Source organism: Streptomyces spiralis, assembly GCF_014654675.1.
GTDB lineage: Bacteria > Actinomycetota > Actinomycetes > Streptomycetales > Streptomycetaceae > Streptomyces > Streptomyces spiralis.
Window position 1 is genome coordinate 147,028 of sequence record NZ_BNBC01000013.1, and the last position, 25,580, is coordinate 172,607.

Consider the following 25,580-nt stretch of genomic DNA (forward strand, 5'->3'; position numbering starts at 1 on the left):
GCCAGTTTGCCTTGTTCATGGCAGATGCGTCAGCTGTGGGAGACAGCGATCACAGGTGGACGGGTGCGGCGTCACACGGTGCACACAACACCTCCCGCGTTCCCGCCTATTGCCGCTCCCGATGCGGCTCCGGCCCCAGGAAGATCGGGTTCGTGAAGGCCGCCATCACGCCGGGCAGCGGCCCCACGGCCGTCTCGTGCCGCAGTTCCGCCCGGACGTACGCCGCGTACGCCGGTGTGGTCCGCCACTCGACCGCCCCGGAGCCGGAGACCGGGAACGGGTCGCTGGTCAGCAGCACGCCCTGGTCGGTCACCAGGCGGGCCGTACAGCGCGGGACACCCGAGGCCTCCAGGCGGACCGTCACCGGGGTGTCCTCGGCCACCCGCAGCCGCTCCCCGATGCCGGCGTGCTCGCCCCGGCCGCCGCTCGCGGTGAAGGTGAGCGACACGTGCTGGGACTCGGCCACGTACGAGCGGCCCGCGCGGATCCCCTCCTGGATCGCCTCCCGGGTCAGGTCGTCGGCCAGGACGACCGTCTGGGGGGTGCCCACGGCGTCCGGCGGGCGATGGGCGTCGCTGTTGCCCATCGCCGGAAGCCACTGCCGCCGGTCCTGTCGTAGGGACGCCACCAGCATCGCGTCCCATGCCGCCAGCGCCATCTCGTCGTCGGGTGTGAACGGGCCGTTCCACACCTCCACCGCGTCCGCCTCACCGAAGCCGAACTTCCACGCGCAGCCGATGCAGGTGGCGTGCGGATGGGCGGGGACGACCAGGCCGCCGGCCCGGCGGATGTCGTCGGCGAAGCGGCCGAAGCGGTCGTCGCGTGCCCGGTAGCGCCAGTCCACGAAGGTGCCGGGTTCGGTGCCGAGGGCCAGTACGTGGCCGTTACGTGTCGTCACCTCCTCGCCCAGCAGGATCAGCAGGTCGTCGCCCGCCCGGTCGGCCCAGTGCGGGTGGGAGGAGTTCGTGTTGTGGTCGGAGGTGTTGATGAAGTCCAGCCCGGCCGTCCGCGCCAGCGCCGCGATCTCGGCCGGGGTGCGGCGGCCGTCGGAGTACCAGGAGTGGAGGTGGCAGTCGCCCCGGTACCAGGCCCGGCCCCGGCCCCCGGCCCGGACGGGCGGGTACACCGGGCGGGGGGTCTCGCCGGGCTCGCCGTGGGTGAGCGTGACGGTGATCTCGTACGACAGGCCCTGCGGCGCCACGGTGTAGGGACCGAGCGCGATGTGCCAGGTGCCCGGGGTGACCGGCCCGGGGAGGTAGCCGGGGGTGGCGTCGTCCGCGCGGACGAAGAAATCCGAGCGCGCCCCGCCCGACCAGCCGCGGAAACCACGGCCGCCGAGTCCGGTGCCGTGCGCGTCGAAGATGCCGATGTCCAGGGCGTTGCCGGGGGTGCCGGCCGGGACGGACGGCTTGTCGTAGGCGTAGGCGACCCGGATCTCCCGTACACCGGGCGGTACTTCGACGGGAACGTACACGTAGTCCGGTGAGCCGGCCGGCAGGGTGCCGCGGATCGTCCGGGTCCGCTGCTCGCCGTCCGCGGCTTCGGCGCCACTCGCGAAGGTCACGCCTTCCAACGTAAGCGCCGCGGCGGCACCCGGCATGAGCGGAGCGCGTCTGCCGAGCGGCGGACACCGGGCGGTGGATCACCGCGATCGTATGCTCGGAGGATGACGACTTCCGCGGCCCCCGGAACCGGACCCACCGAGAACTCGCTCCGTCGCGCCCTCAGGCGGGCCCGGGACGGCGTCGCCCTCGACGTCTCCGAGGCGGCCGTGCTGCTCCAGGCCCGCGGTGAGCACCTCGACGACCTCGCCGCCTCCGCCGCCCGGGTGCGGGACGCGGGGCTGGAGGCGGCCGGCCGCCCCGGCGTGATCACCTACTCCAAGAGCGTCTTCATCCCGCTGACCCGGCTGTGCCGGGACAAGTGCCACTACTGCACCTTCGCCACCGTCCCCGGCAAGCTGCGCCGCGCCGGTCACGGGATGTTCATGTCCCCCGACGAGGTCCTCGACATCGCCCGCCGGGGCGCCGAACTCGGCTGCAAGGAAGCCCTGATCACCCTCGGCGACAAGCCGGAGGACCGCTGGCCCGAGGCGCGCGAGTGGCTCGACGCGCACGGCTACGACGACACCATCGCCTACGTCCGCGCCGTCTCCATCCGCATCCTGGAGGAGACGGGTCTCCTGCCGCACCTCAACCCCGGCGTCATGACCTGGACGGACTTCCAGCGGCTCAAGCCGGTCGCCCCCTCCATGGGGATGATGCTGGAGACGACCGCGACCCGCCTGTGGTCCGAGCCCGGCGGCCCCCACCACGGCTCCCCGGACAAGGAACCCGCCGTGCGGCTGCGGGTGCTGGAGGACGCCGGCCGTTCCTCCGTGCCGTTCACCTCCGGGATCCTGATCGGCATCGGCGAGACGTACGAGGAGCGCGCCGAGTCCCTCTTCGCCCTCCGCAAGGTCGCCCGCGCCCACCACGGCATCCAGGAGCTGATCATCCAGAACTTCCGTGCCAAGCCGGACACGGCGATGCGCGGCATGCCGGACGCGGAGCTGGACGACCTCGTCGCCACCGTCGCCGTCGCCCGGCACATCATGGGCCCGAGCGCCTGCCTCCAGGCCCCGCCCAACCTGGTGGACGCGGAGTACGAGCGCCTCATCGGCGCCGGCATCGACGACTGGGGCGGTGTCTCGCCGCTCACCATCGACCACGTCAACCCGGAGCGCCCCTGGCCGCAGATCGACCTCCTGCGCGAGCGCTCGGCCGCCGCGGGGTTCACACTGCGTGAACGTCTCTGCGTCTACCCGGAGTTCGTCAGGCGCGGCGAACCCTGGCTCGACCCGAGGCTGCGCCCGCACGTGAGCGCCCTGGCGGACCCGGAGACGGGCCTGGCCCGCGAGGACGCGACCGTCGAGGGCCGCCCCTGGCAGGAACCGGACGAGGCCTTCACCGCGAGTGGCCGCACCGATCTGCACCGCACCATCGACACCGAGGGCCGCACCGCCGACCGCCGGGACGACTTCGACGAGGTCTACGGCGACTGGGACGCCCTGCGCGAGGCGGCCGCCCCCGGCATGGCGCCGGAGCGCATCGACACGGACGTACGGCAGGCGCTGCGCACGGCGGCCGACGACCCGACGCGGCTGACCGACGCCGAGGCCCTGGCGCTGCTGCACGCGGACGGCCCGGCGCTGGACGCCCTGTGCGAGGTCGCGGACGACGTACGGAAGTCGGCGGTGGGCGACGACGTGACGTACATCGTCACCAGGAACATCAACTTCACCAACGTCTGCTACACCGGCTGCCGTTTCTGCGCCTTCGCGCAGCGCAGGACGGACGCCGACGCGTACACCCTCTCCCTGGAACAGGTCGCGGACCGGGCGCAGCAGGCCTGGGACGTGGGCGCGGTGGAGGTCTGCATGCAGGGCGGCATCCACCCGGACCTGCCCGGCACGGCGTACTTCGACATCGCCAGGGCGGTCAAGGAGCGCGTCCCCGGCATGCATGTGCACGCCTTCTCGCCGATGGAGGTGGTCAACGGCGCGACCCGCACTGGCATGTCGATCCGCGAGTGGCTGACGGAGGCGAAGGCGGCGGGCCTGGACACCATCCCCGGCACGGCGGCGGAGATCCTGGACGACGAGGTCCGCTGGGTGCTGACCAAGGGGAAGCTGCCGACGGCGACCTGGATCGAGGTGGTGACGACCGCGCACGAGCTGGGCATCAGGTCCTCGTCGACGATGATGTACGGCCATGTCGACCAGCCCCGCCACTGGCTCGGCCACCTCCGCACGCTCGCGGACATCCAGCGGCGCACCGGCGGCTTCACGGAGTTCGTGACGCTCCCCTTCATCCACACCAACGCCCCCGTCTACCTCGCGGGCATCGCCCGCCCCGGCCCGACGGTGCGCGACAACCGCGCGGTCACCGCGATGGCCCGCCTCCTGCTGCACCCCCACATCCCCAACATCCAGACGAGCTGGGTGAAACTGGGCACGGAGGGCGCGGCGGAGATGCTCCGCTCCGGCGCGAACGACCTGGGCGGCACCCTGATGGAGGAGACGATCTCCAGGATGGCGGGCTCGTCGTACGGCTCGTACAAGTCGGTCAAGGACCTGGTGGCGGTGGCCGCGGCGGCCGGCCGGCCCGCGAAGCCGCGGACGACGGTCTACGGCGAGGTCCCCGAGGAGCGGCAGCGCGTCGCGGCGGCGTCCGACGGTCACCTGCCGGAGCTGCTTCCGGTGCTGGACTGAACGGCGCCGCACCGGCGGGGGAGGCGGCTCACAGTACGATGATCCGGCTGTTGCGGGGGCGAGTAGCTGAGTAGCCGAGGAGATGCGTGCCCATGCCTGCCCGAATACCCTCGTGGGCCTGGGTCAGCGGCCTGACCGCGGGAGCGGTCGCCGTGGTCGCGGTACTGGCGGTACAGGCCGACCAGGGCCCGCACCCCGTGGCCACGGCCGCGCACCCGCGCGCCTCGGCCTCGGCGGGCGCGCACCACTCGGCCGCTCCCCCCAAGCACACCGCGCCCCCGGCGGTTCCGGCCGCCTCGGGAACGGGCCGCCGCGTCGTGTACTCGCTGGGCCAGAAGCGCGTGTGGCTGGTGGACGCGAGCGACAAGGCGACCCGCACCTTCCCGGTCTGGCCGGGCACGGTCAGCCCGGACCCCGGCGCCTACGCGATCTCCCAGCGCGTGGCCGCCACCACCGGGTCCGACGGTGTGCGCATCGAGCACATCACGTACTTCGCGGGCAAGTCGGGCGTCTTCATCGCCTTCAGCAACGCCGTGGACGGTTCCTCGCCCCCGCCCGCCGCCTCCGGCGCCAAGACGGGCGGCATCCGCACGCCCAAGGCCGACGGGGCCGCGCTGTGGGCGTTCGCGTCCAAGGGGACGAGGGTCGTGGTCGTCCGGTAGCGGGCGCGGAACGCTCATCGACCCACTGATCACGCGGCGCTGCGCCACAATGACCGGGGACGGGCGGAGCCGGGCTACGGGAGGGGCGTACGGGGATGGCGCAGGCGCGGCGGTCCATGCAGGAGCTGATCCGGCAGCGCAGACGCACCGGGTTCGTGGGACGGAACACCGAACGGGCGGCCTTCCGCGAGAACTTCGACTTCCCGCCCGAGGACGAGCGGCACCGGTTCCTGTTCCATGTGCACGGCGACGCCGGGGTCGGAAAGACCTTCCTGGTCAGGGAGTTGGAGCAGATCGCCCGGGAGCGCGGGGCCCTGACGGCGTACGTGGACGAGAGCGTCGGCAGCGTGCCCGAGGCGATGGCGGCGATCGGTCGCCAGCTCGCCGCCCGCGGCTTTCGGTGCAAGGAACTGGAACGGCTGCTGGCCGCGCACCGGGAACGCCGGCACGAGGCCGAGGCGGCGGTGGCCGGGCTGGCACAGCAGGCCGAGGGCCCGTCCGCGGCGAGCACGACGGCGGTACGGCTGGGCCTGGCGGGCATCGGGCTGCTGCCCGGCGCCGGCCCCTTCGTCGGGGCCGTCGACGCCGCCCGGCTCGCCCAGGGGGCGGACCGGTTACGGGCCGGCCTGAGCGCTCGCCTCCGGAGCCAGGACGACGTGCAACTGGTGCTGTCCCCCGAGCAGAGCCTCACCCCGGTGCTGCTCGGCGAGCTGACGGACATCGCCTCCCAGGTGCCGTGGGTGGTCCTGGTCCTCGACACGTACGAGGTGACGGCCCCGTTCCTGGACGGGTGGCTGCACGACGTGATGGCGACGGACCGGTACGCCGGGTCGCTGCCCGCGAACGTCGTCGTGGTCACCGCCGGTCAGCACCGCCTGGATCCCGCCCGCTGGAGCGGCTTCGCCGACTTCGTCCAGGAGGTGCCCCTCGGGCCGTTCACGGACGCCGAGGCGCGAGGTCTCCTCGCCGGCAAGGGCGTCGTGGCGGAACCGGTCGTCGAGGAGGTGATGCGCCTCACCGGAGGACTGCCGGTCCTCGTCTCCACGCTCGCCGAGGCCCGGCCCACCGGCCGCGAGGACGTGGGCGACCCGAGCGCGACGGCCGTGGAACGCTTCCTGAAGTGGGAAGAGGACCCCGTACGGCGGGCTGCGGCCCTCGCCGGCGCGCTGCCCCGGCGGCTGGACGCGGACGTGTTCCGGGCGGCGGTGGACTGCTCCGGGGAAGAGGCCGCACCCCTCTTCGCATGGTTGCGCGGCATGCCGTTCGTCAGCGAGCGGGGCGACGGACTGCGGTACCACGACCTCGTACGCGCACCGATGCTGCGGTTGCAGCGGCGGCTCTCCCCGCGCGGCTGGGCGGAACGGCACGAGCGGCTGGCGGAGGTCTTCGGCGGCTGGCGCGCCCAGGCGGCGGGGGATCTGCGGCCCGACGAGCAGTGGGAGCAGGAGACCTGGCGCGAGCTGCGCCTGGAGGAGACGTACCACCTGCTGTGCGCCCGGCGGCTCACGGCACTCGGCGAGGCGCTGCGGGACCTGGTCCTGGCCTGCCGCGAGGACCGTGTGCTCGGCGGCCGGTGGGCGCGGATGCTCCAGGACGCGGGGGACGTCACGGACAGTGGCGTTCTGGAGGAATGGGGCCGGCGCCTGGGGGAGGCCCTGTCCGACGAGACGTCCGGGCTGCTCACGGCCATGGACCTGCTGCTGGCGCGGCCCGGTCTGGGCGTTCGCGGGCGGGCGGTGGCCCACGCGGTGCGGGGCAGGGAACTGCGGTACGACGGTGAGTACCGGCGGGCACTGGCCGAGTACGACCGGGCGCTCGAGCTGGACCCGGAACTCGTCCGGGCCCATTACGGCCGGGGCGCCACCCTCGTCCTGCTGGCCGACCTGCCCGGAGCGCTGGCCGCCTTCGACCGCGCCGACGAGCTGGCTCCGGAGACGGCGTGGATCATCGCCGAGCGAGGGGAGGCACTGCGCCTCCTCGGCCGGTTCCAGGAGGCGCTGCACGAGTGCGACCGGGCCTGCGCCCTCGACCCGACCGACGCCTACCCGCTGGCCTCCCGGGCGGCGTGCAAACACGCGCTTGAGCAGTACGACGCCGCGCTCGCCGACTTCGACCAGGCGCTGAGCCTCGACGAGGACTACCTGTGGGCGCTGGTGAGAAGGGCTCGGCTGCGCCGGGTCCGGGAGGAATGGGACGAGGCGTTCGCCGACCTGGACCGGGCGGCCGGCCTCGCACCCGACTCCGCCTGGGTCGCCTCCGAGCGCGGGGACGCCTACCGGCTCGCCGGCCGGTACGAGGAGGCCGTCACCGAACTCGGCCGCGTCCTGACGCTCGACCCCGGCCATGAGTCCGCGCTGGCGAGCAGGGGCGTCGCCCTCCTGGAACTCGGCCGGACCGAGGCGGCGCTGGCCGACCTCACCCGCGCCGTGGAGCTGGCCCCCGGCTACTCCTGGGCGCTGGCGATGCGGGCCCGGGCACGGCGCAGGCTGGGCGACCGGGACGGCATGTTCGAGGATCTGCGGCGCGCGGCCGACGCGGATCCGGACGCCGACTGGATACGGCTCGAACTGGCCGACATGTACTGGGCGACGGACCGGCACGACGAGGCCGACGCGCTCTACCGGGGGCTGTTGGAGAACGAGCCGCGGCAGGCCCACGCGCTGGCCGGCCTCGGCGCGACCCGTCTCGCCCGTTCCGACCACGCCGAGGCCTTGCGGTTCCTGGACCGCGCGCTGGCCATCGCCCCGGACCTCGGGTGGGCGTACGGACAGCGCGCCCGCGCCTGCCTCGCGACCGGGCGGACCGAACAGGCCATGGCGGACCTGGAGCGGTGTGTCGTGCTGGAGTCGGAGGCGGACTGGGCGCGGGAGTCCGCGGCCGAGCTGCTGATCCGCTGCGGGCGGTGGTCGGAGGCGCTGGCCCGGCTGACCGAGGCCCGCCGGTCGGCGTCGCCGGACGACGACCCCCTGGACCACCTGTGGGCGGAGGTGTACCGGAACACCGGCCGGCCGGCGGCGGCCCGTCGGCACGCGGAACGGCTGCGCAGGTCGGCGCACCCACTGGCCGGTACGTATCAACTGGCCGTGACGGTGGGCAGGTTCGACGGTGTACGGGCCGCCGCGCCGCTGTGGCGGGAGCTGACGCGGTCGCTGCCGGGCTCCGGGCTGGACGTGGTGCAGCAGGCCATGGGCCGGTGCTTCGCGGGCTGGGGGCTGGGCGACTGGGCGCAAGGCGACCGGGCCCTGACCGAACTGCTGGCCCGTGGCCCGGCGTGGAACGACCTCGCGGAGCTCGCCCAGGTCCTCCGGGACCTGCTGCAGGGCCCGGACGCCGAGCGCGACCGCATCGCCCCCCGCCTGTCGGCGGTCGCCGCGGCCCGCGACGCCGTCCAGGCGCGTTACGCGCTGTGAACGGCGAGGGTCCCCTCGGGTGTGCCCGTCCGCCACTCGAACGGCCCGTTCCCGTTCGATTACAGTGCTGGACGTCGTACGTACCGACGGTGCCGTGAGGGAGGTCGGAGTGACTGCGACGTCGGGTGCCGTCTGGGGGCGCGGCGAGCAGCAGGACTTCCGGAGCCGGGTGCGGGGCACGCTGCTCGGGGTGGCCCTGGGCGACGCGCTCGGGTCGCCGGTGGACGGGCTGGGCCTCGACGCGATCCGGGAGGCGCACGGCCCCGAGGGGGTCGTGGACCTGGTGCCCGCGCACGGGCGGCGCGGTGCCGTCACGCACTTCACCCAGCTCACACTCTTCTCCGTCGACGGACTGATCCGCGCGCAGGTGCGGCGCGACACCGGTGCCTGGCATCCGCCGACCGATCTGCACCGGGCCTACCTGCGGTGGGCGGCGACCCAGCGGGACTGGGGGCCCGACGAGCGCCGCAAGGACGACGGATGGCTGGCCCGCGAGGAGTGGCTGTACGCCCGCAGGGATCCGGCGCGGGCGCTGCTCGTCGGGCTCGCGGACGACACCATGGGCACCTTGGACGTCCCCAGGAATCCAGGCGAGGCCGGACCGGAGGCGGCCGCCCGGTCCGCGCCGTTCGGGCTGCTCGTCGGGTGGGAGCCGCAGCTCGTGGTGCAGCTGGCCGTGGAGTGCGCCGCACAGACCCACGGTCATCCGACCGCCTGTCTCGCGGCGGGGGCGTACGCCGTGATCGTGCACGGTCTCGCTCGCGGTGACGGGCTCGACGGCGCCGTGCAGAAGGCGCTGGCGCTGCTCGCCGTACGGCCCGGGCACGAGCCGGTGTCGGACGCCCTTCAGCACGCGCTGGGCGCGGTGCGCCAGGGCATGCCCACCCCGGCGCGGGTGGAGGAGCTCGCGGGGGCCGGTACGGCGGAGGGGCTGCTGGCCGTCGCCGTGTACTGCGCGCTCGTCGGCGAGGACGTACGGCACGGGTTGCGCCTGGCGGTGAACCAGAGCGGTCCCTCGGGTGCGGCGGGCGCGCTCACCGGCGGGCTGCTCGGTGCCCTGCACGGCGAGACGGCCCTCCCGCCGGCCTGGCTGGCCGAGCTGGAGGGCCGTCCCACCCTGCTGGTCCTCGCGGACGACTTCGCGATGGAGATGACCCAGGGGCCCGCGCTGCACGGGCCCGCCGGGTCGGCTCCGGGCTGGCTGGCCAGGTATCCGCGCGGGGCCTGAGCGGTCCCCGGGCGGCACGGGGCCCGAAGAGTCCTACGACGGCTGGGTGCCCACCACGTCGTCGCCCGCGCCGGCCGGTGCCGGGACCGCCACCGCGCCCGCCGAGGTGCCGTCGCCGTCCCCGTCGGTGTTGACCCGCTCGATGATCGCGAGCCGTTCGGGGGTGTCCTCCGGCCTGACGTAGCCGATGACGATGTAGAGGATCAGGGACACCGCGAGCGGCACCGACACCTGGTACTGCAGCGGTACGCCGCCGTCGACGTTCCAGTTGATCGGGTAGTTCACCAGCCAGAAGGCCAGCAGTCCGGCGGCCCAGCTGGTGAGCGCGGCCGTCGGGCCGGAGCGCCGGAAGGTGCGGAGCAGGCCGAGCATCATCGGGATGGCGATCGGGCCCATCAGGCCCGCCACCCACTTGATGACGACCGTGATGATGTCCTTGAAGGCGGGCGAGTCGACCTGGGTGGCGACCGCCATGGACAGGCCTAGGAAGACCACCGTCGTCACCCGGGCGGCGACCAGACCGCTGCGCTCGCCCCAGGCCCGCGCCCGCCGCGACAGCACCGGGGCCACGTCCCGGGTGAAGACGGCCGCGATGGCGTTGGCGTCGGAGGAGCACATGGCCATCGTGTGGGAGAAGAAGCCCACGATGACCAGGCCCAGCAGGCCGTGCGGAAGGAGCTGCTCGGTCATCAGGGCGTAGGAGTCGGAGCCGTCCGGCTTCTGCGCGTGCACCAGCAGCGGGGACATCCACATCGGGAAGAAGAGGACGACCGGCCAGACGAGCCACAGGATCGCCGACAGGCGAGCCGAGCGTTCGGCCTGGCGGGCGCTGCCCGTCGCCATGTAGCGCTGGGCCTGGTTGAGCATGCCGCCGTTGTACTCGAAGAGCTTGATGAACAGGAACGCCAGCAGGAAGACGGTGCCGTAGGGGCCGACGAGGGGCTTTCCGTGGCCGTGCAGGGCCGGTTCGTCCCAGGCGCCGAGGAAGCCGATGCCCTTGTCGCTCAGCTTCAGGACCACCGCCACGAACATCGACAGGCCGGCCAGCAACTGGATGACGAACTGGCCGAGTTCGGTCAGCGCGTCCGCCCACAGGCCGCCGATGGTGCAGTACACGGCGGTGATCGCGCCGGTGATGAGGATGCCCTGGTTGAGGCTCACTCCGGTGAACACGGACAGCAGGGTCGCGATCGCGGCCCACTTGGCGCCCACGTCCACGATCTTCAGCAGCATTCCGGACCAGGCGAGCGCCTGCTGGGTGGAGAGGTTGTAGCGGTTCTTCAGGTACTCCAGCGGCGAGGCCACGTGCAGCCGGGAGCGCAGCCGGTTGATGCGCGGCGCGAACAGTCTCGAGCCGATGGCGATGCCCAGCGCGATCGGGAACGACCAGGTGATGAAGGACGTGACGCCGTAGGTGTAGGCGATGCCCGCGTACCCGGTGAACATCACCGCGCTGTAGCCGGACATGTGGTGCGAGATGCCGGACAGCCACCAGGGCATCTTGCCGCCCGCGGTGAAGAAGTCGCTGACGTCGTCCACCCGCTTGTGCGACCAGAGGCCGATCGCGACCATCACGCCGAAGTAGCCGATGAGCACGGCCCAGTCGAGACTGTTCATGTGCCCCCTTCCAGGGTCCGCCTTGTGAACTCCGCTCAGCTGGTTGGCACTTCGCCTGAGCGGGGTAGGGGCGAGGAAGGCCGCGAAGTGCCCGCTCATCGTGGGTGGGGTTACGCGGGCACGACAAGGAAGTGTAAGGTCAAGAGCAAGTAAAAATGTTCTGCGTGTTGACCTTGGTTCATCTACATGAACGCATTGAGTGGATGGCAGGGGTGAAGTGAATGGCTGACGTGGGAGGAGGGGAGCCGGCTGGGAGGGGGAGCCGAAAGGTGCGCGGAAACGCGGAGAGCCCCCTCGGCAAGGACGGCGAACTGGTCGAGGGGGCTCTGGGCGAGGCGCTCGGTGTGTCCGGAGCGCCTGCCGTGCGGATTCAGTTGTCGGTCTGGTGATCGCGGCGAGGGGAGGATCAGGGAGATCCCCCGTTCACGCCTTGATCGATGCCACGAAGGAGTTCCACGCATCGGCCGGGAAGCCGAGCACCGGGCCCTCGGGGACCTTGGAGTCCCGGACCGCCATGGCCGCGACCACCGGTGACTTGACCTCGACGCATGCGCCGTTGCCCGTGGAGTACGAGGACTTGGTCCACGTCTCCGTGGCGCCCTGACGAATTGCCATTTCTGCTCCGGATTGCCTGTGGAGTGGTTGAGTTGCTGTCACCGCACGACGCGTTCGGCAGGAACCCACAGCGCGGTTGCGCCAACGGTGTTGCTCGATGGCGTGATCGACGCTACCCGCCACACTCCGCGGCGGAGGCGGCCATTCACTCGACCGGATGGCATATTCCAGCGGGTCTTCCCTCCCCAACTGGTGAGGGTGTACGGTGCCCGCCTCTCAGCCTGTGTACCCCGCGTACTCCTTCGCGATGCCGGCGATGAACTGGCGCGACTGCTCCACGTTCAGCGCCTGCGCCCGCAGGTGCTCGTACATCACGCTGTACTTCTGGACGTCGTTCGCCTTCTCCAGATACAGGTCGCTGGTGACACCCTCGATGTAGACCACGCTGGAGTCGGCCGCGTCCGGGAACTCCAGGATGGCGTACTGGCCGTTGAGGCCCGGGTGCGCGCCCATGTCGAAGGGGATGACCTGTACGGTCACGTGCGGCAGCTGCGACTGCTCGACCAGGTGCTCCAACTGCTCCCGCATCAGCGCGCGGTTGCCGACGGCCCGGCGAAGGGCGGCCTCGTCGAGGACGGGCCACAGGCGCAGCGGGTTCTCCGTGGCGGAGATTCGTTCCTGCCGACGCATCCGGACCTGGACCCGTTTGTCGATGTCGGCGGGCGCCGTCTCCGGCAGGGCGCCGGCGATCAGGGCCTCCGCGTACTGACGCGTCTGGAGCAGGCCGGGAACGACCTGAGGGTCGTACACCCGAAGGCTCGCCGCGTCCGTCTCCAGGCCGATGTAGACGCTGTAGGGGATGTCGCCGAACGAGTGCCACCAGCCCTGCTGGCGCGAGTCCTTGGCCATCTGCATCAGCGAGTCCACGATCCGGTGGTCCTCCACCTCGTAGACCCCGCACAGGTCACGGACGTCGCGCTGGCTGATGCTGCGCCGGCCGTTCTCCAGACGGCTGATCTTCGACTGCGACACCAGCAGTCGCTCGGCCACCTCCTCGGCCGTCATGCCCTTGAGCTCGCGGAGCCTGCGCAGCTCCTGGCCCAGCCGGCGCCGCCTGACGGTGGGATTGACATTGGACGCCACGGGACGTGCACCTCCGGCTGCATGCCTCTACTTTGCGTATCTGCTGCTGAGCAGACTGCCACCAAGGTGCTTTCTACCGCTGGGAAACGCCGGATATGCGGCGACCGCGGGCCGGTTCGGACTTCGGTGCGCGCCGGTGAGCGGTCGAGCGGGGTGTCGAGACCGTACGATCTCGACACCCCGCTCGGACCAGCGGCTCCCGAACCGGGTCTGGGGACGTGCGGTGCGGCGTTCATACGCTGCGGTTCATGCGCTGTCGTGCTGGTGAGCCGTGCTGCTGTGCTCTGCCGTGCTGTGCTCTGTCGTGCTGTGCGCCATGGTGCTCGGGCGCTGTGGTGCCGCGTCCGTGATCCGCCGTGCGCGTGCGCTGCGGTCCGTGTGCCCTGTGCGCGTGCGCGCGGTCTCAGTGGGCCACGGCACGCGCCATGGATCCGCGGTGCGGCTGCATCGGAACGCCCCGGGCGGGTTCCTGTGCGGGCCTGGCTCCGGCGGCGGCCTGACGGCCCGCCGGTCCCGGGCTGCGGCGCGGCTGGGCCGCCGCACCGTTCTGGACGTCCATCACCGCGTGCGCCACGAGGCCGCCCATCGGGTCGTGCCTGATCAGGTCCCGCAGCCGGGAACGGGACGAGCGGCCCTCGTTGCCCGGATACAGGTGCTTGCCCAGACCGACCGCGTGCGCCAGCGCGGCGAGCGCCGCCGTCCGCGGGTCCGGCGGCACGCCGGTGCGGATCGCGGAATCCAGCCGGGCCCTGATCTCACGGCTGATGGCGGTGTCCGTCGCCTGGTAGCGAGTGGTCGGCAGCACCCCGCACATCTGACCCGGTACGGCGGCCACCATGCCGCACCGCTCCAGATGCGAGAGATAGGTCTGGCGGAGCCCGAGACGCGGCCCGCCGATCCAGTGGACGGCCCGTACCGGAGCGCCGCGCCTTCGCAGCAACTCCAACGCGCAGTCCAGAGTCGGATCTCCTGTCGGCCGTGGCACCACCACGGCGATACGATCCCCGTCTGGGGCTATCCGTCCGGCCAGCGCCAGCTCCACTAGCTGTGCTCCGGCCAGACCGAGGTCGAGCGACTGCGGCTGTGCAGTGGTACCCGTGGCCGGGTCCAGTGCCAGCAGCAGAAGCTCCTCCGGAAGTGTTCTGCGGCTCCTGCCCATCCATGCCTCCCCGCGTGGATGAATGACAGGGTGACCCCTCTCACATTGGTCTGTCGAGGGTGCGTGACCGGTTCGTAGTGGAACCAGTAGGTATGTCGTTCTCGTCTTCCGCGTGGGTTTGGCCCGTACACAGGACACTGGTACATGGTTCGGACAGCGGTACGGCACGCGGGACGTGCGGCACATGGAGGAGGCATCGGTGGCGGGCGAGTCCCCCGACAGGTCGAAGCAGCGCGAGTCGTCGGCAGAACCGACGTCGGGGAGCGCGGGTCCGGTTCCCGAGGCCAGGGGCGAGGCGCGCGATGTTCGCGATCCTCGGCTCGCGCTGGCGGGGGAGTCCGGTACGTCCGAGGGTCACGGCGGCGTGGATACGGCCACGCGGGTGCTCTCGGTGCGGGATCTGGTGACGGATGCCGAGACGGATGGCGAGGAGGACTCGGCGGAGGCCGCAAAGGCCGAGAAGCCTGAGAAATCCGAGAAGTCCGAGAAGGCAGAAGGGGCCGAAATGCCCGAATCGGGCGAGAAGGTCGGGAACTCGGCCGACTCCGCCGATGCCGGGGACGACGAGGCTGCGGCCTCGGACGAGGGCGACGGCAGGGGCGAGGACGGCGCGGACGACGGCGAGCAGGCCGACGTGGAGGGCGACGCCCGCCTGCGCGCGGCCGTGGCCGCGTGGGTGGGCTCCGCGGACGCCAAGAAGGGTACGGGCGACGCCGAGAAGGCGGAGGAGACGGCCGAGAAGCCCGAGTCGAAGTCCACCGAGGACGCTCCCGAAGCCGAAGCCGAAGCCGAAGCCGAAGCCGAAGCCGAAGCCGAGGCTGAGGCCGGAGCCGGAGCCGGAGCCGGGGACGGCGACGACGCGGCGCAGGGCAAGGACACGCCCGAGCCCAAGCCCGGACGCGCGCCCGAGCCCGCGCCCAAGGGCGAGCCCAAGCCCGAGCCCCCCGTCGACCAGCCCACCGCGGTCTTCAAGGCGCCCCGGCCCAAGCCCGCCGTCGACCAGCCCACCACCATGCTCAAGCTGGGCGGCGCGAAGAAGGACGACGCCAAGGCCGGCAAGAAGAGCGGCGAGCAGAAGCCGGCCCCCAAGACCGGCGAGTCCGACGTCGAACGCACCAGCAGGTTCGTCGCGCTCAAGCCTCTCGACGCGCCGGAGACCCGCAAACCGCAGCCGAAGCCGCAGTCGCAGTCGCATCCGCAGTCGCCTCCGAAGCCGCAACCGCAGTCGAAGGCGGCGCCCAGCCCGGCGCAGCCGAAGCCGCAGCCGAAGCCGCAGCCCGGGGCCCAGCCCCCCGCGGCGCAGACCGGTCCGGCCGGTCTGACCGGCCTGGAGCGCACCACCCAGCAGCCCCTGCCGCCCAAGCCGCCGCTGGACCTGCTGGCCGAGCTGACGAACACTCCGCCGCCGCCGGAGACGCCGCTGCGCACCGCGGCGCGCCGGGTGAAGATCTGGACGCCGCTGGTCGTGCTCCTCGCGATCGTCTTTGCGGTCGTGCAGGCCGTACGTCCGCTGCCGTCGCCCACTCTCGCGCTCACCGCGAAGGACAGCTACACCTTCGACGGCGGCAGGCTGAGCCTGCCGTGGCCGAGCGAGGGCCAGGGCTGGATGGACGGTGTCGGCATCGGCACGATGGACCACTTCGGCAACCAGACGCCGGTGGCCATCGGTTCGGTCGCCAAGACCATGACCGCGTACATCATCCTCAGGGACCACCCGCTGAAGCCCGGCCAGGAAGGCCCGAAGATCCAGGTCGACGCGACCGCGGAGAAGGAGGGCGGCTACGACAAGGCCGGCGAGTCCACGCTCAACACCGTCAAGGCCGGTGACTTCCTCACCGAGAAGCAGGCCCTGTCGGCCGTCATGATCCCGTCCGCGAACAACATCGCGCGGCTGCTGGCGCGTTGGGACGCGGGCTCCGAGGCGGCGTTCGTCAAGAAGATGAACGACACCGCCCGGGAACTGGGGATGGCCCACACGACGTACACCGACCCCTCGGGTCTGAAGGAGACCACCGTCTCCACGGCCGAGGACCAGGTGAAGCTCGGCAACGCGTTCGTGAAGGTCCCGGCCCTGGTCGCCATCACCAGCGTGGCCAGCTGGACCGATCCCTCCGGCCACTACTGGACCAACTACAACGAGCTCCCGTACCGCATGGGCGCGATCGGCATCAAGACCGGCAGCACCACCGCGGCCGGCGGCAATCTGCTCTTCGCCTCCCGCAAGCAGGTCGGCGGTCAGACGGTCACCGTCGTCGGCGCCATCCTCGGCCAGCACAAGCCGAAGATCCTCGAAACGGCCAACGCGGTCAGCAAGACCGCGCTGCTCGCCGCCCAGGAGGCGCTGACCTCGGCGAAGATCCTGAAGAAGGGCGATGTCGTCGGGTACGTCGACGACCAGCTCGGCGGCCACACCCCGGTCGTGATCACCAAGGACGTCACGGCGGTCGGCTGGGCCGGGCTGAAGGTCGATCTGTCCCTGACCGCCGGCCACCTGCCGCACTCCGCGAAGGCCGGCACCAAGGTGGGCACGCTCACCGTCGGTGACGGTGCGCAGGGAGCGGTACGGGTTCCGGTGGCCCTGCAGAACGACCTCGCCGAGCCCGGCTTCGCGGACAAGCTGACCCGCGTCGGCTGACGCGCCGGACATCCGGTGCAGCCCGCACCCCGTCGGAGAAGCCCCACCCGGGAGCTCCCCGACGGGGTGCGTGCTAGCGTCACGAATCGGGGCACGTCGCCGGTCGCGAGGCGCGGCCGCGAACAGGAGACGGGACACGGGGAGTGCCTTCAGGTGGCCACTGCGGAGCCGACACGCGCCGACGACGCCGAGCGGGGACCGGGAGCCGGCCCGCGAATAGGTTCGTCCACGACTGACGCCGGCCGTGACCGGGCCCGGGCCGCGGTGACGGCGTTGCGGGAGCGGATGCTGCGGCGCCCCGCCCTGTCGATCACCGCCCTGGCCGGAGTGCTGCACATCGTCTGGTTCTTCACGTTCGCCAACAGCGGCGGCGACCTCGCGGCACAGGACGCGTGGGCCGAGTTCGTCGGCCGTCACCCGGACTCCGCGTACAACCTCGCCTGGTACGGCGGCATGCACCCGGTGTCGTACAGCGTGGTCTCGCCGTATCTGATGTCGGTGCTCGGCGTCCGTACGACGATGATGATCGCGGGCACGGTCTCCGCGGGCCTGCTGACGCTGGTGCTCATCCGCAGCCGCGCGGTCAGGAACCCCCTGTGGGCGGCGCTGGCCGGGGTCTTCGGGCTGCTGTGCAACGCGATCTCGGGCCGGGTGACGTTCGGTCTGGGCACGATGTTCGCGCTGGGCGCCCTCGCGGCCGTGTTCTGCTGGCCGTACCGCTGGCGGCACAAACGCTGGGCGAAGGCGCTGGTCGCCGCCCCGCTGGCGGCGCTCGCGACCATGGCCTCGCCGGTCGCGGGCCTGTTCGTGGGCCTGATCGCGGTGGCCCTGTTCCTGCAGAAGCGCCGCCCGGGTGCCTGGGCGCTCGGCCTGGCGCCGACCGCGGTGGTGGCCGTCTCGGCGCTGCTGTTCCCCTTCTCCGGCACCCAGCCCATGGCGTTCGGCTCGGTGATCCTGCCGCTGGTGTACGCCGTCCTCGCCGCCGTCCTCGTCCCCCGGCAGTGGAAGACGGTCCGGATCACCTCCTGGGTCTACGCCCTGTCGGTCGTCGGGGTCTGGCTGGTCAGCTCCCAGATCGGCTCCAACATCACCCGGCTGGCGATGCTGTTCGCCGGGGTGGTGCTGGTGGCGGTGCTGCCCTTCAAGGTCCCGCGCTCGCGCGAGTGGTACGCGGTCGTGCTGGCCCTGGTCGGTTTCGTCGGCTGGATCGGCTTCAAGTCGGTCGACGACATCGTCCACACGGCACCCGCCGCGTCCTGGTCGCGGGAGCTCGCGCCCCTGGTCAACCAGTTGCAGAAGGTCGGCGCGGAGAAGGGGCGCGTGGAGGTGGTCCCGGCCAGCTCCCACCGCGAGGCGTCCGCGCTGGCGCCGTACGTCAACCTGGCCCGCGGCTGGAACCGCCAGGCCGACATGCAGCGCAACCCGCTCTTCTACGACGACACGCTCAACTCGGCCAACTACCACGAGTGGCTCCAGCGCTGGGCCGTGCACTACGTGGTGCTGCCCAAGGGCGAACCCGACGGCGACGGCGGGCAGCGCGAGCGCGCCCTGGTGCAGCGGGGCATGCCGTATCTGCGGCAGATCTGGGGCGACGCCAACTGGCAGCTGTTCAAGGTGACCGACCCCAAGCCGCTCGCCGAGCCCAACGCGGTCGTCGACCGCGCCGAGCAGGGCGAGCTGACCATCGAGGTGCGCGAGCCGGGCCGGATCCTCATCCGCATCCCGTACTCGCCGTGGCTCAGCCTCGTCGACGAGCACGGCAAGAGCCTCAAGGCCCCCCAGGAGACCGACGCCTCCAAGCACCGCGCCCAGGGCACCCCGAAGACGTACGACAACATCAACGGCTGCCTCGCCCAGGCCCCGGAGGACGTCAAGGGCGACAAGTGGACGACTCTGCTCGCGCCGCGGGCGGGCACGTACCGCCTGGCGGCCCCGTACCAGCTTCCCCGGGGCACGCCGTGCCCGGACGAACTGAAGTGACGTCACGGGCGCGAGGCCGACAGGCGGCTCGCGCCCGGTGGCCCGAGCCCGGTGGGCTGTGGGCTCAGCCCGCCAGCTGGGCCTCGACGGCCGTGACGATCTCGGTCGCCTCCGGGTCGGTCTGCGGAGAGAAGCGGGCGACGACCCGGCCGTCCCGCCCGAGCAGGAACTTCTCGAAGTTCCAGCGGATGTCGCCGCTGTGCCCGTCGGCGTCGGCGAAGCCGGTCAGGCGGTCGTAGAGCGGGTGCCGGCCGTCCCCGTTGACCTCGACCTTCTCGGTCATCGGGAAGGTGACGCCGTACGTCGCCGAGCAGAACTCGGCGATCTCCTCGGCGCTGCCCGGCTCCTGCCCCATGAACTGGTTGCACGGCACCCCGAGCACGGTGAAGCCCCGAGCCGCGTACTTCTCGTGCAGGTGTTCGAGGGCGGCGTACTGCGGGGTCAGCCCGCACCGGGAGGCGACGTTCACGATGAGGACGGCCCGGCCCGCGTACTGCGCGAGGTTCGCGGGGCCGCCCTGGAGGGCGCCGATCTCCGCGTCGAGGGGAGAGGCGCCGTTGCTGTCTGCAGTCGTCATGGGCGGATGCTAACCCCGGCAGAGGTCCGGCCGGCGGGCCGCCTCGACGAGAACCTGGCCCGGCCCCGTCCGGGAGTACAGCACCGAGCGGCCGGCCCTGCTCCGTTCCACCAGCCCCGCGTCCAGCAGGACCTTCAGGTGGCGGCCCACCGAACCCAGGCCCTGGCCGGTCACGGCGGTCAGCTGGGTGGTGCTCAGCGGGGTGTCGAGCAGGACCAGCACCTGGGCGCGGGCGCGGCCCAGCAGCGCGCCGAGGCCCGCCGGGACGGCGGCCCGCCGGACCTCGCTGTCGGCGAGGGCGCCCGAGCACCCGTAGACGACGGCGTACCGGTGCTCGGACTCCTCCCACGACACCCAGCCGGTCTGCGGCGTGACGGGTACGAAGACGAGCTGGGCGCCGGAGATCTCGCGCGGCGGATACTCCTGCGCGTTGACCTGGAGCCGGTTCTCGCCCAGCCAGCGCGTCTCCGGCCGCAGCGCGTCCAGGACGGCCGCCCAGCCGCCCCGGCTCACCTGCGCGGTCCGTGCGACGACATCGGCCTCCAGGACGCGCCGCCGCCGGTCCCAGTAGGGCCGTACGGCATCCGTCCAGACGTACTCCAGGAGCCGGGCCGCGCGCTCGGGCAGGTCGTCCCGCTCCAGCGCGGCCGGCAGCGGCCCGGCGAGCGAGACCCGCAGATTCGCGCGGGCCTCGGCCGGATCGGCCACGCGCACCCGGGCGACACCGTCCTCGAAGCTCTCCTCGTCCCGTGGCGTGGGCGTGAGGAAGTCGGCGATCCAGGCCCGGCCGATGCCGGCCCGGGCGAGCAGCGCGGTGACGGGATCGGCCGCGAGGCGCTGCCGGTAGGCGGGCAGGTGGGCGCGCAGCCAGGCATGCTCGCCCGGATGCCTTCCCACGCCCACGTGCAGCAGCTTCAGGCTCGCGAAGGTCTCGGCGAACGGCGAGAGCACGAACCGGCTCCCGGCGAGCGTGTCGGCGTTCACCTGCCACCAGCCCACGAGTCCTCCCTCCGGACGGGTTGCGTACCTTTCGCGGGTACGCGAAGCGACAACGCGCCTTTCGCGTGTGCGCGAAACAATAACGACCGGTGCCGCGCCGGTCGGAGACTCCGGCGCATGCGCAGCTACCAGGACCTGTTCCGCACCCCGGAGTTCACGCCGCTCTTCCTGTCCGCCGCCGCCCAGACCGTGGCCCAGACGGTGAGCGGACTGGCGCTCGGCACGCTGGTGTACCGGGCCACGGACTCGCCGCTGCTGTCCGCGGTGAGCATGTTCGGCCCCTCGATCGCCCAGGTGCTGGGCGCGACCCTCTTCCTCTCGGGTGCGGACCGGCTGCCGCCGCGCCGGGCGCTGGCTGGCATTGCGCTGGCCTTCGCGGCCGGTACGGCGGTGCTGGCGCTGCCCGGCCTGCCGGTGTGGGCGGTCTTCGCCGTCGTCCTGGTCCAGGGGCTGGTCGCGTCCCTGGGCGGAGGGGTGCGGTGGGGGTTGCTGAACGAGATCCTTTCCAGCGGCGACGGCGACGGGGGTAGGAGTGGGGCTGGGGGTGGGGGTGGTGGTGGCGACGACGGCTATCTGCTCGGTCGTTCGGTGTTCAACATGATGAGCGGGATCATGCAGATCACCGGGTACGCGACGGGCGGCGTACTGGTGGCGGTGCTGTCACCGCGCTTCTCGCTGCTGCTCGCGGCGGTGCTGTTCGCGGTGGCGGCGGCGGTCGTCCGCCTGGGCCTGAGCCGCCGCCCGCCCCGCTCCGCCGGCCGCCCGTCCGTCTCGGCGACCTGGCGCGCGAATGCCCGCCTGTGGTCCGACCGCCCGCGCCGGCTGACCTATCTGGGCCTGTGGCTTCCCAACGGCCTGGTCGTCGGCTGCGAGTCGCTGTACGTGTCGTACGCCCCGAGCTCGGCCGGCACGCTGTTCGCCTGCGCGGCCCTGGGGATGCTGGCCGGCGACCTGACGGTGGGCCGCCTGCTGCCGCCCCCCGTACGCCGCCGGGCGGCCACGCCTCTGCTGTTGCTGCTCGCCGGGCCGTATCTGCTCTTCGTCCTGCACCCGCCCGTGCCGGTGGCGGCCTGCCTGGTGGCACTCGCCTCCGCCGGCTTCGGCGCGAGCCTCGTCCAGCAGGAGCGGCTGATGACGCTGACCCCCGGTGAACTGAGCGGCCACGCGCTCGGGTTGCACTCCGCGGGCATGCTCACCCTCCAGGGCGTGAGCGCCTCGCTCGCGGGCTCGGTGGCCCAGGTCACCTCGCCCGCGGTGGCGATGATGGTGATGGCGCTGGCGTCGACCGGGGTGACCCTGTCACTGGCCGCGGCCGCACGCCGGACGAAGGCCACGGCACCGCGGCCGGCCCCGCAGGTGCCGTAGGGACCTGCCTCGTCGTCACGGCCGACCACGGCCGACCACGGCCGACCACGGCCGGACCCTGCGCCGACCCGCCGACTCGGCGTAGGCCGCGTGAAATCCATGACCCTGGCACGGAAGCGGCCCTGACACAGCCGCCGGAGTTCACCCGTCCGGCCGCCTCCCGCTGGTGACGGGGCTTCCCCGCGCACACGGTGGACGCATCCGACCCCAGGGAGGACGACGCCATGACGCAGCAGCCGACAACGCCGCAACACCTTCCCCCTGACGCCCACGCCGGCGCGAAGGGCGCGACCAGCCCGTGGGTGGCCGGCGGCACGGTGTTCGCCGGGGTCGTACTCCTGGTGGACGGCCTGCTGAACATCCTCAAGGGCATCTCGGCCATCGCGTCCGACGACATCTACGCCCACATCAACAACTACGTCTACCGGTTCAACCTGACCGGATGGGGCTGGGTCCTCGTGATCATCGGCCTGATCGCCGTCATCACCGGCCTCGGCCTCCTCACGGACGCACTGTGGGCCCGCGTCCTGGGCGTGTTCATGGCCGCCCTCAGCCTGGTCGCCAACTTCCTCTGGCTCCCCCACCTCCCCCTGTGGGCCATCATCTCCATCGCCCTGGACACCTGGGTCATCTGGGCCCTGACCGCCCACCGCTCCCCACGCTCAGCGGCCTTGTGACACCGAGCAGGACAAGCCGCCGTCAACCGCCGCGGACCCGTTCGTCGTCCTTTCCCCCGCCCCTCGACATCCACGAGTGACACCCCCACCGAGCGAGCACCCCCACCCCGAGCGAGGCAAGAACGGCACCCCAGTCGACGACATGCGGCATTCCCGGAAAGAACGCGAAGAAGCACAACGCCGTAACCACCCCACCGACGAACCACCCCACCCCGGCCCGCCGTTGCCGCGCTTCCCGCGCACGGTCCGACTGCTGTTGCCGCTGCTCGATCATGACCGACTCACTTCGTGATGTGATGGCACTGACTCACCCGGCGCACCCCGTTGACGTAGAGGTGCGCACACGCCTTTCCATAACGAGGCAACGTCTGTGGAGAGTTGTTCCGCATCGGGTCGATCTTGCACTCGCTGTGCGTCCTGCCGCGGGAGGTTCGGTACGTGCGGTTGTCGGTGTCGGCATAGCCGAAGTCGATGCGCCAGTTGCAGAAGCCGCTGCTGAGCGCCCCGACGAAGGCGCAGTCGACGCCGGCGTTCTGGTACGTGATCTTCCTCCCGCTGCCGCGGATGACGTGGGTGAACATGCATCCCGTCGGCACCTTCATCGTCACGCCGCCCACGCTGTACTCGAAGGTACGTACCGGAGTCGATCCGATCGCGGTGGCATGTGCGCTCGTCGAAGCGGTCAGAACAAGGCTTCCTGCGGTGGCGAGGGTGGTGACGAAACGCGTGACGCGCGGTGTGATCAAGGTGATCCCCCTGCTGGTCCCCATGAGTGATGAGCACCGGGGACAACTGCGGCAGGAGGCACCCGGTTGCCGGGCTCCGGGCCGATTCACCATCACAGGTGATCAAGTGATAAGCGCGCTGACCTGCAGAAACGTTTGCCAGGGGAATGGGCCGACAGGCACGGCTTCTGGCGTCGACGGTCGCAGACGGCAAGCGGCCCGTGGTCTCACCGGAGATAGCCACGGGCCGCTAGGCCGTCGGTTGGTTCGGGTGGCGGAGCGATCGGAGAACGGCCCAGGCCGCCTCAGGCCGCCGCTTGCGCGGGGCTGACGCCGGTCAGGCGTAGACGCGTTCCACGAACTGGGCGAGTTGGTCGTCGCTCAGCTGCAGGGCCAGGTCGTGCTCGCTGATCATGCCGACCAGGCGCTTGTTGTCGTCGATGACCGGGAGTCGGCGGATCTGGTGGCTCTCCATCTCCCGGAGCACGTCCTCGACGGTCGCGTCGGTGCTGATCCAGCGCGGGGTGCCCTGGCACAGGTCACCGGCGGTGACGCGGGAGGGGTCGTGCCCCGCGGCGATACAGCGGACCACGATGTCGCGGTCGGTGATGATGCCGCACATGCGCTCGCCGGGGTCCCTCGGGTCGCTCACGGGCAGAGCGCCCACCCCGAGCTCCCGCATGAGCTGTGCGGCCCTGTCCAACGTCTCGGTGGCAGGGATCCACCGTGCTCCGTGGTGCATGATGTCGGCTGCCGTGGTCATGAAGCGTTCCTCCTGACGGCTGGGTCGGCTTCATCCTCCGCAGCCGCGCCCCCCACGGCGACCGATGGGCAGCAATCGGGTGACCCTCGGCTCCTCGCCTCCGCGCGCACGCCATACGTGTGCCGTCCACAGGGCTGACGGAACGCGACCCGGGCCCGAGCGTTCATGCCGACGGGCGTGGTGGTCATGCCGCCGCGGAGATCCCGAGCTCGGTGACCAGGGCTCGTACGCGCTGTTCGATGGCGTCCCGGATCGGCCGGACGGCGTCGAGACCCTGCCCGGCGGGATCGTCCAGCTGCCAGTCCAGGTACCGCTTGCCGGGGAAGACGGGGCAGGCGTCCCCACAGCCCATCGTGATCACCACGTCCGAGGACCGCACCGCCTCGGTGGTGAGGACCTTGGGGGTCTCGGCGGACATGTCGATGCCCACCTCGGCCATGGCCTTGACGACGGTGGGGTTGACCGCGTCGGCGGGGGCGGAGCCGGCCGAGCGGACCTCGACCTGGTCACCGCCGAGGCGGGTGAGGAACGCGGCGCCCATCTGGGAACGGCCGGCGTTGTGAACACAGACGAACAGGACCGAGGGGCGCGGGGCGGCGGTGCTCATGGCAGGCGCCTTTCGGGAGAGCGGGAAGGGGTCAGGACGAGGCGAGTTCGGGCTCGCCGTGTGGGACGACGGCCTTGTCCGTGGCGGGAGCGGGCCGGCCGTACACCGCGATGACGGCACCCAGCCCGAGCGCGGCTCCGGCCAGTTGGGCAGCGATGAACGGGGCGACCGAGGCAGGGGCGATGCCGGCGAAGGTGTCGGTGAAGGCACGGCCGATGGTCACCGCCGGGTTCGCGAAGGAGGTGGAGGAGGTGAACCAGTAGGCGGCCCCGATGTACGAGGCCACGGCCACCGGTGCGAAGGAGGCACTGCCGATGCGGTCGAGGCCGAAGATCAGCAGGATCAGCCCGGCCGTGGCGACCACCTCACCGAGCCACAGGTGAGAGGCGGACCGGTCGTGCGTGGACCACTCGACCAGCGGCTTGGCGAACATCGCGTCGGCCAGGATCGCCCCGCCGATTGCCCCGGCGATCTGTGCGGGCACGTACGCGGCCACGTCCCGCAGGGTGAGGCCGTCGGACTTGTGGCGGCCGGCGAACCAGGCGGCCAGGGTGACGGCCGGGTTGAAGTGCGCGCCGGAGACCGGCCCGAGCACGGTGATCAGCACGCCCAGGCCGAAGACGGTGGCGACGGAGTCGGCGAGCAACTGCACGCCCACGTCGCGCGACAGCTCGGTGGCCTGGATGCTGGAGCCGACCACCACGGCCACCAGCAGCCCGGTTCCGACGGCCTCGGCGGCGAGGCGCCGGCCCAGGGGCGCGGTCACGCGCCGGCTCCCGCGGTCTGCGGCCCGGTCAGGAAGGCGGCGAGTCGGTCCAGGACGCCCGGCAGCACCCAGTAGTACACCCACGTTCCGCGCCGCTCGCAGTCGATGAGCCCGGCCTGCCGGAGGAGCTTGAGGTGGTGGGAGATCGTCGGCTGGGACAGCTCGAAGGCCGGCGTCAGCTCGCACACACAGACCTCGCCGCCCTCACCACGCGAGGCGATCATCGACATCAGCCTCAGCCGGACCGGGTCGCCCAAGGCCTTGAAAACCTTCGCCAGTTCGGCCGCCCGGTCCTCGCCCAGAGGTGCGGCGGACAGACCCGCGCAGCAGGCGGCGTCCTGCCCGATGACCTCAAGCTCTTGCTTCGACATGCCTCTATGTTGACGTTTTTCGATTCAAGGCGCAAGGTTGCATCAACGAACGTCAATACAGGCCCTTCCGGGGCACCGCCATGCCCCGT

The 25,580-nt window shown here is 71.9% G+C and carries 20 protein-coding genes; 8 read left to right on the forward strand and 12 right to left on the reverse strand.

Annotated features, from left to right (window positions below):
- Nucleotides 1-106: 106 nt before the first annotated feature.
- A complete protein-coding gene (locus IE318_RS16095) occupies nt 107-1,600 on the reverse strand; it encodes a CehA/McbA family metallohydrolase (RefSeq protein ID WP_189900890.1) in 1,494 nt (497 codons plus the stop codon).
- Between the two features lie 66 nt (nt 1,601-1,666).
- On the opposite strand from IE318_RS16095, the gene IE318_RS16100 reads away from it, so the two are divergent.
- The 4 genes from IE318_RS16100 (at nt 1,667) to IE318_RS16115 (ending at nt 9,552) form a co-directional block, all read left to right on the forward strand.
- Nucleotides 1,667-4,252, forward strand: coding sequence for a bifunctional FO biosynthesis protein CofGH (locus IE318_RS16100; RefSeq protein WP_030165190.1), 2,586 nt, complete (start codon nt 1,667-1,669; stop codon nt 4,250-4,252).
- A gap of 92 nt (nt 4,253-4,344) precedes the next feature.
- On the forward strand, nt 4,345-4,914 hold the full coding sequence (locus tag IE318_RS16105; protein ID WP_030165193.1) for a L,D-transpeptidase: 570 nt from the start codon (nt 4,345-4,347) through the stop codon (nt 4,912-4,914).
- 116 nt (nt 4,915-5,030) lie between these two features.
- Nucleotides 5,031-8,324, forward strand: coding sequence for an ATP-binding protein (locus IE318_RS16110; RefSeq protein ID WP_229903538.1), 3,294 nt, complete (start codon nt 5,031-5,033; stop codon nt 8,322-8,324).
- A 109-nt stretch (nt 8,325-8,433) separates the two neighbouring features.
- Nucleotides 8,434-9,552 carry an ADP-ribosylglycohydrolase family protein gene (locus IE318_RS16115; protein WP_189900894.1) on the forward strand — a complete coding sequence of 373 codons (1,119 nt, stop codon included), beginning with the start codon at nt 8,434-8,436 and terminating at the stop codon, nt 9,550-9,552.
- A gap of 33 nt (nt 9,553-9,585) precedes the next feature.
- On the opposite strand, the gene IE318_RS16120 is transcribed toward IE318_RS16115, so the two are convergent.
- The 4 genes from IE318_RS16120 to IE318_RS16135 all read right to left on the reverse strand — a co-directional run bounded on the left by IE318_RS16120 (nt 9,586) and on the right by IE318_RS16135 (nt 14,026).
- Entirely contained in the window at nt 9,586-11,169 is a 1,584-nt protein-coding gene (locus tag IE318_RS16120) for a sodium:solute symporter family protein (protein WP_189900896.1), read from the reverse strand.
- A gap of 423 nt (nt 11,170-11,592) precedes the next feature.
- Nucleotides 11,593-11,784: a DUF397 domain-containing protein gene (locus IE318_RS16125; protein WP_030165206.1), complete on the reverse strand. Its 192-nt coding sequence runs from the start codon at nt 11,782-11,784 to the stop codon at nt 11,593-11,595.
- Nucleotides 11,785-12,000: 216 nt separating this feature from the next.
- The gene (locus tag IE318_RS16130; protein ID WP_189900898.1) at nt 12,001-12,867 is read right to left on the reverse strand and encodes a helix-turn-helix domain-containing protein; all 867 of its coding nucleotides are present in this window, start codon (nt 12,865-12,867) and stop codon (nt 12,001-12,003) included.
- 403 nt (nt 12,868-13,270) lie between these two features.
- Nucleotides 13,271-14,026, reverse strand: a complete 756-nt coding sequence (locus IE318_RS16135) for a GOLPH3/VPS74 family protein (protein ID WP_189900900.1) — start codon at nt 14,024-14,026, stop codon at nt 13,271-13,273.
- A 184-nt stretch (nt 14,027-14,210) separates the two neighbouring features.
- Here IE318_RS16135 and IE318_RS16140 point away from each other — a divergent pair, with 184 nt between their 5' ends.
- Together IE318_RS16140 and IE318_RS16145 are read left to right on the forward strand one after the other, a co-directional pair.
- Nucleotides 14,211-16,661, forward strand: coding sequence for a D-alanyl-D-alanine carboxypeptidase family protein (locus IE318_RS16140; RefSeq protein ID WP_189900902.1), 2,451 nt, complete (start codon nt 14,211-14,213; stop codon nt 16,659-16,661).
- A gap of 153 nt (nt 16,662-16,814) precedes the next feature.
- Nucleotides 16,815-18,641, forward strand: a complete 1,827-nt coding sequence (locus tag IE318_RS16145; RefSeq protein ID WP_189900904.1) for a DUF8823 domain-containing protein — start codon at nt 16,815-16,817, stop codon at nt 18,639-18,641.
- Between the two features lie 64 nt (nt 18,642-18,705).
- Here IE318_RS16145 and IE318_RS16150 read toward each other — a convergent pair whose 3' ends face one another.
- Complete coding sequence (locus IE318_RS16150) at nt 18,706-19,218, reverse strand: glutathione peroxidase (RefSeq protein WP_189900906.1); 513 nt, start codon at nt 19,216-19,218, stop codon at nt 18,706-18,708.
- A gap of 9 nt (nt 19,219-19,227) precedes the next feature.
- Nucleotides 19,228-20,217 (reverse strand): ArsR/SmtB family transcription factor, encoded by a 990-nt coding sequence (locus IE318_RS16155; RefSeq protein ID WP_189900908.1) that lies wholly within the window; start codon nt 20,215-20,217, stop codon nt 19,228-19,230.
- A 117-nt stretch (nt 20,218-20,334) separates the two neighbouring features.
- Here IE318_RS16155 and IE318_RS16160 point away from each other — a divergent pair, with 117 nt between their 5' ends.
- Nucleotides 20,335-21,582: an MFS transporter gene (locus IE318_RS16160; protein ID WP_189900910.1), complete on the forward strand. Its 1,248-nt coding sequence runs from the start codon at nt 20,335-20,337 to the stop codon at nt 21,580-21,582.
- A gap of 224 nt (nt 21,583-21,806) precedes the next feature.
- Entirely contained in the window at nt 21,807-22,259 is a 453-nt protein-coding gene (locus tag IE318_RS16165; protein WP_189900912.1) for a DUF7144 family membrane protein, read from the forward strand.
- A gap of 281 nt (nt 22,260-22,540) precedes the next feature.
- Here the strand turns inward: IE318_RS16165 and IE318_RS44910 are convergent, their stop codons facing one another.
- The 5 genes from IE318_RS44910 to IE318_RS16190 all read right to left on the reverse strand — a co-directional run bounded on the left by IE318_RS44910 (nt 22,541) and on the right by IE318_RS16190 (nt 25,491).
- Entirely contained in the window at nt 22,541-23,005 is a 465-nt protein-coding gene (locus IE318_RS44910; RefSeq protein ID WP_229903540.1) for a hypothetical protein, read from the reverse strand.
- Between the two features lie 316 nt (nt 23,006-23,321).
- The gene (locus IE318_RS16175; RefSeq protein ID WP_189900914.1) at nt 23,322-23,747 is read right to left on the reverse strand and encodes a CBS domain-containing protein; all 426 of its coding nucleotides are present in this window, start codon (nt 23,745-23,747) and stop codon (nt 23,322-23,324) included.
- A 184-nt stretch (nt 23,748-23,931) separates the two neighbouring features.
- Entirely contained in the window at nt 23,932-24,354 is a 423-nt protein-coding gene (locus tag IE318_RS16180; protein WP_189900916.1) for an arsenate reductase ArsC, read from the reverse strand.
- Between the two features lie 31 nt (nt 24,355-24,385).
- Complete coding sequence (locus tag IE318_RS16185) at nt 24,386-25,120, reverse strand: aquaporin (protein ID WP_189900919.1); 735 nt, start codon at nt 25,118-25,120, stop codon at nt 24,386-24,388.
- Nucleotides 25,117-25,491 (reverse strand): ArsR/SmtB family transcription factor, encoded by a 375-nt coding sequence (locus tag IE318_RS16190; RefSeq protein ID WP_189900921.1) that lies wholly within the window; start codon nt 25,489-25,491, stop codon nt 25,117-25,119. Before IE318_RS16190 ends, IE318_RS16185 begins: the two co-directional genes overlap by 4 nt.
- Between the last annotated feature and the right edge of the window lie 89 nt (nt 25,492-25,580).

Bases quoted from the DNA above. Each gene is read 5' to 3' on its own strand.
- IE318_RS16095 (WP_189900890.1), bottom strand. From the start codon at position 1,600: ATGCCGGGTGCCGCCGCGGCGCTTACGTTGGAAGGCGTGACCTTCGCG.
- IE318_RS16100 (WP_030165190.1), top strand. From the start codon at position 1,667: ATGACGACTTCCGCGGCCCCCGGAACCGGACCCACCGAGAACTCGCTC.
- IE318_RS16105 (WP_030165193.1), top strand. From the start codon at position 4,345: ATGCCTGCCCGAATACCCTCGTGGGCCTGGGTCAGCGGCCTGACCGCG.
- IE318_RS16110 (WP_229903538.1), top strand. From the start codon at position 5,031: ATGCAGGAGCTGATCCGGCAGCGCAGACGCACCGGGTTCGTGGGACGG.
- IE318_RS16120 (WP_189900896.1), bottom strand. From the start codon at position 11,169: ATGAACAGTCTCGACTGGGCCGTGCTCATCGGCTACTTCGGCGTGATG.
- IE318_RS16125 (WP_030165206.1), bottom strand. From the start codon at position 11,784: ATGGCAATTCGTCAGGGCGCCACGGAGACGTGGACCAAGTCCTCGTAC.
- IE318_RS16135 (WP_189900900.1), bottom strand. From the start codon at position 14,026: ATGGGCAGGAGCCGCAGAACACTTCCGGAGGAGCTTCTGCTGCTGGCA.
- IE318_RS16140 (WP_189900902.1), top strand. From the start codon at position 14,211: ATGGAGGAGGCATCGGTGGCGGGCGAGTCCCCCGACAGGTCGAAGCAG.
- IE318_RS16150 (WP_189900906.1), bottom strand. From the start codon at position 19,218: ATGACGACTGCAGACAGCAACGGCGCCTCTCCCCTCGACGCGGAGATC.
- IE318_RS16160 (WP_189900910.1), top strand. From the start codon at position 20,335: ATGCGCAGCTACCAGGACCTGTTCCGCACCCCGGAGTTCACGCCGCTC.
- IE318_RS16165 (WP_189900912.1), top strand. From the start codon at position 21,807: ATGACGCAGCAGCCGACAACGCCGCAACACCTTCCCCCTGACGCCCAC.
- IE318_RS16175 (WP_189900914.1), bottom strand. From the start codon at position 23,747: ATGACCACGGCAGCCGACATCATGCACCACGGAGCACGGTGGATCCCT.
- IE318_RS16180 (WP_189900916.1), bottom strand. From the start codon at position 24,354: ATGAGCACCGCCGCCCCGCGCCCCTCGGTCCTGTTCGTCTGTGTTCAC.
- IE318_RS16190 (WP_189900921.1), bottom strand. From the start codon at position 25,491: ATGTCGAAGCAAGAGCTTGAGGTCATCGGGCAGGACGCCGCCTGCTGC.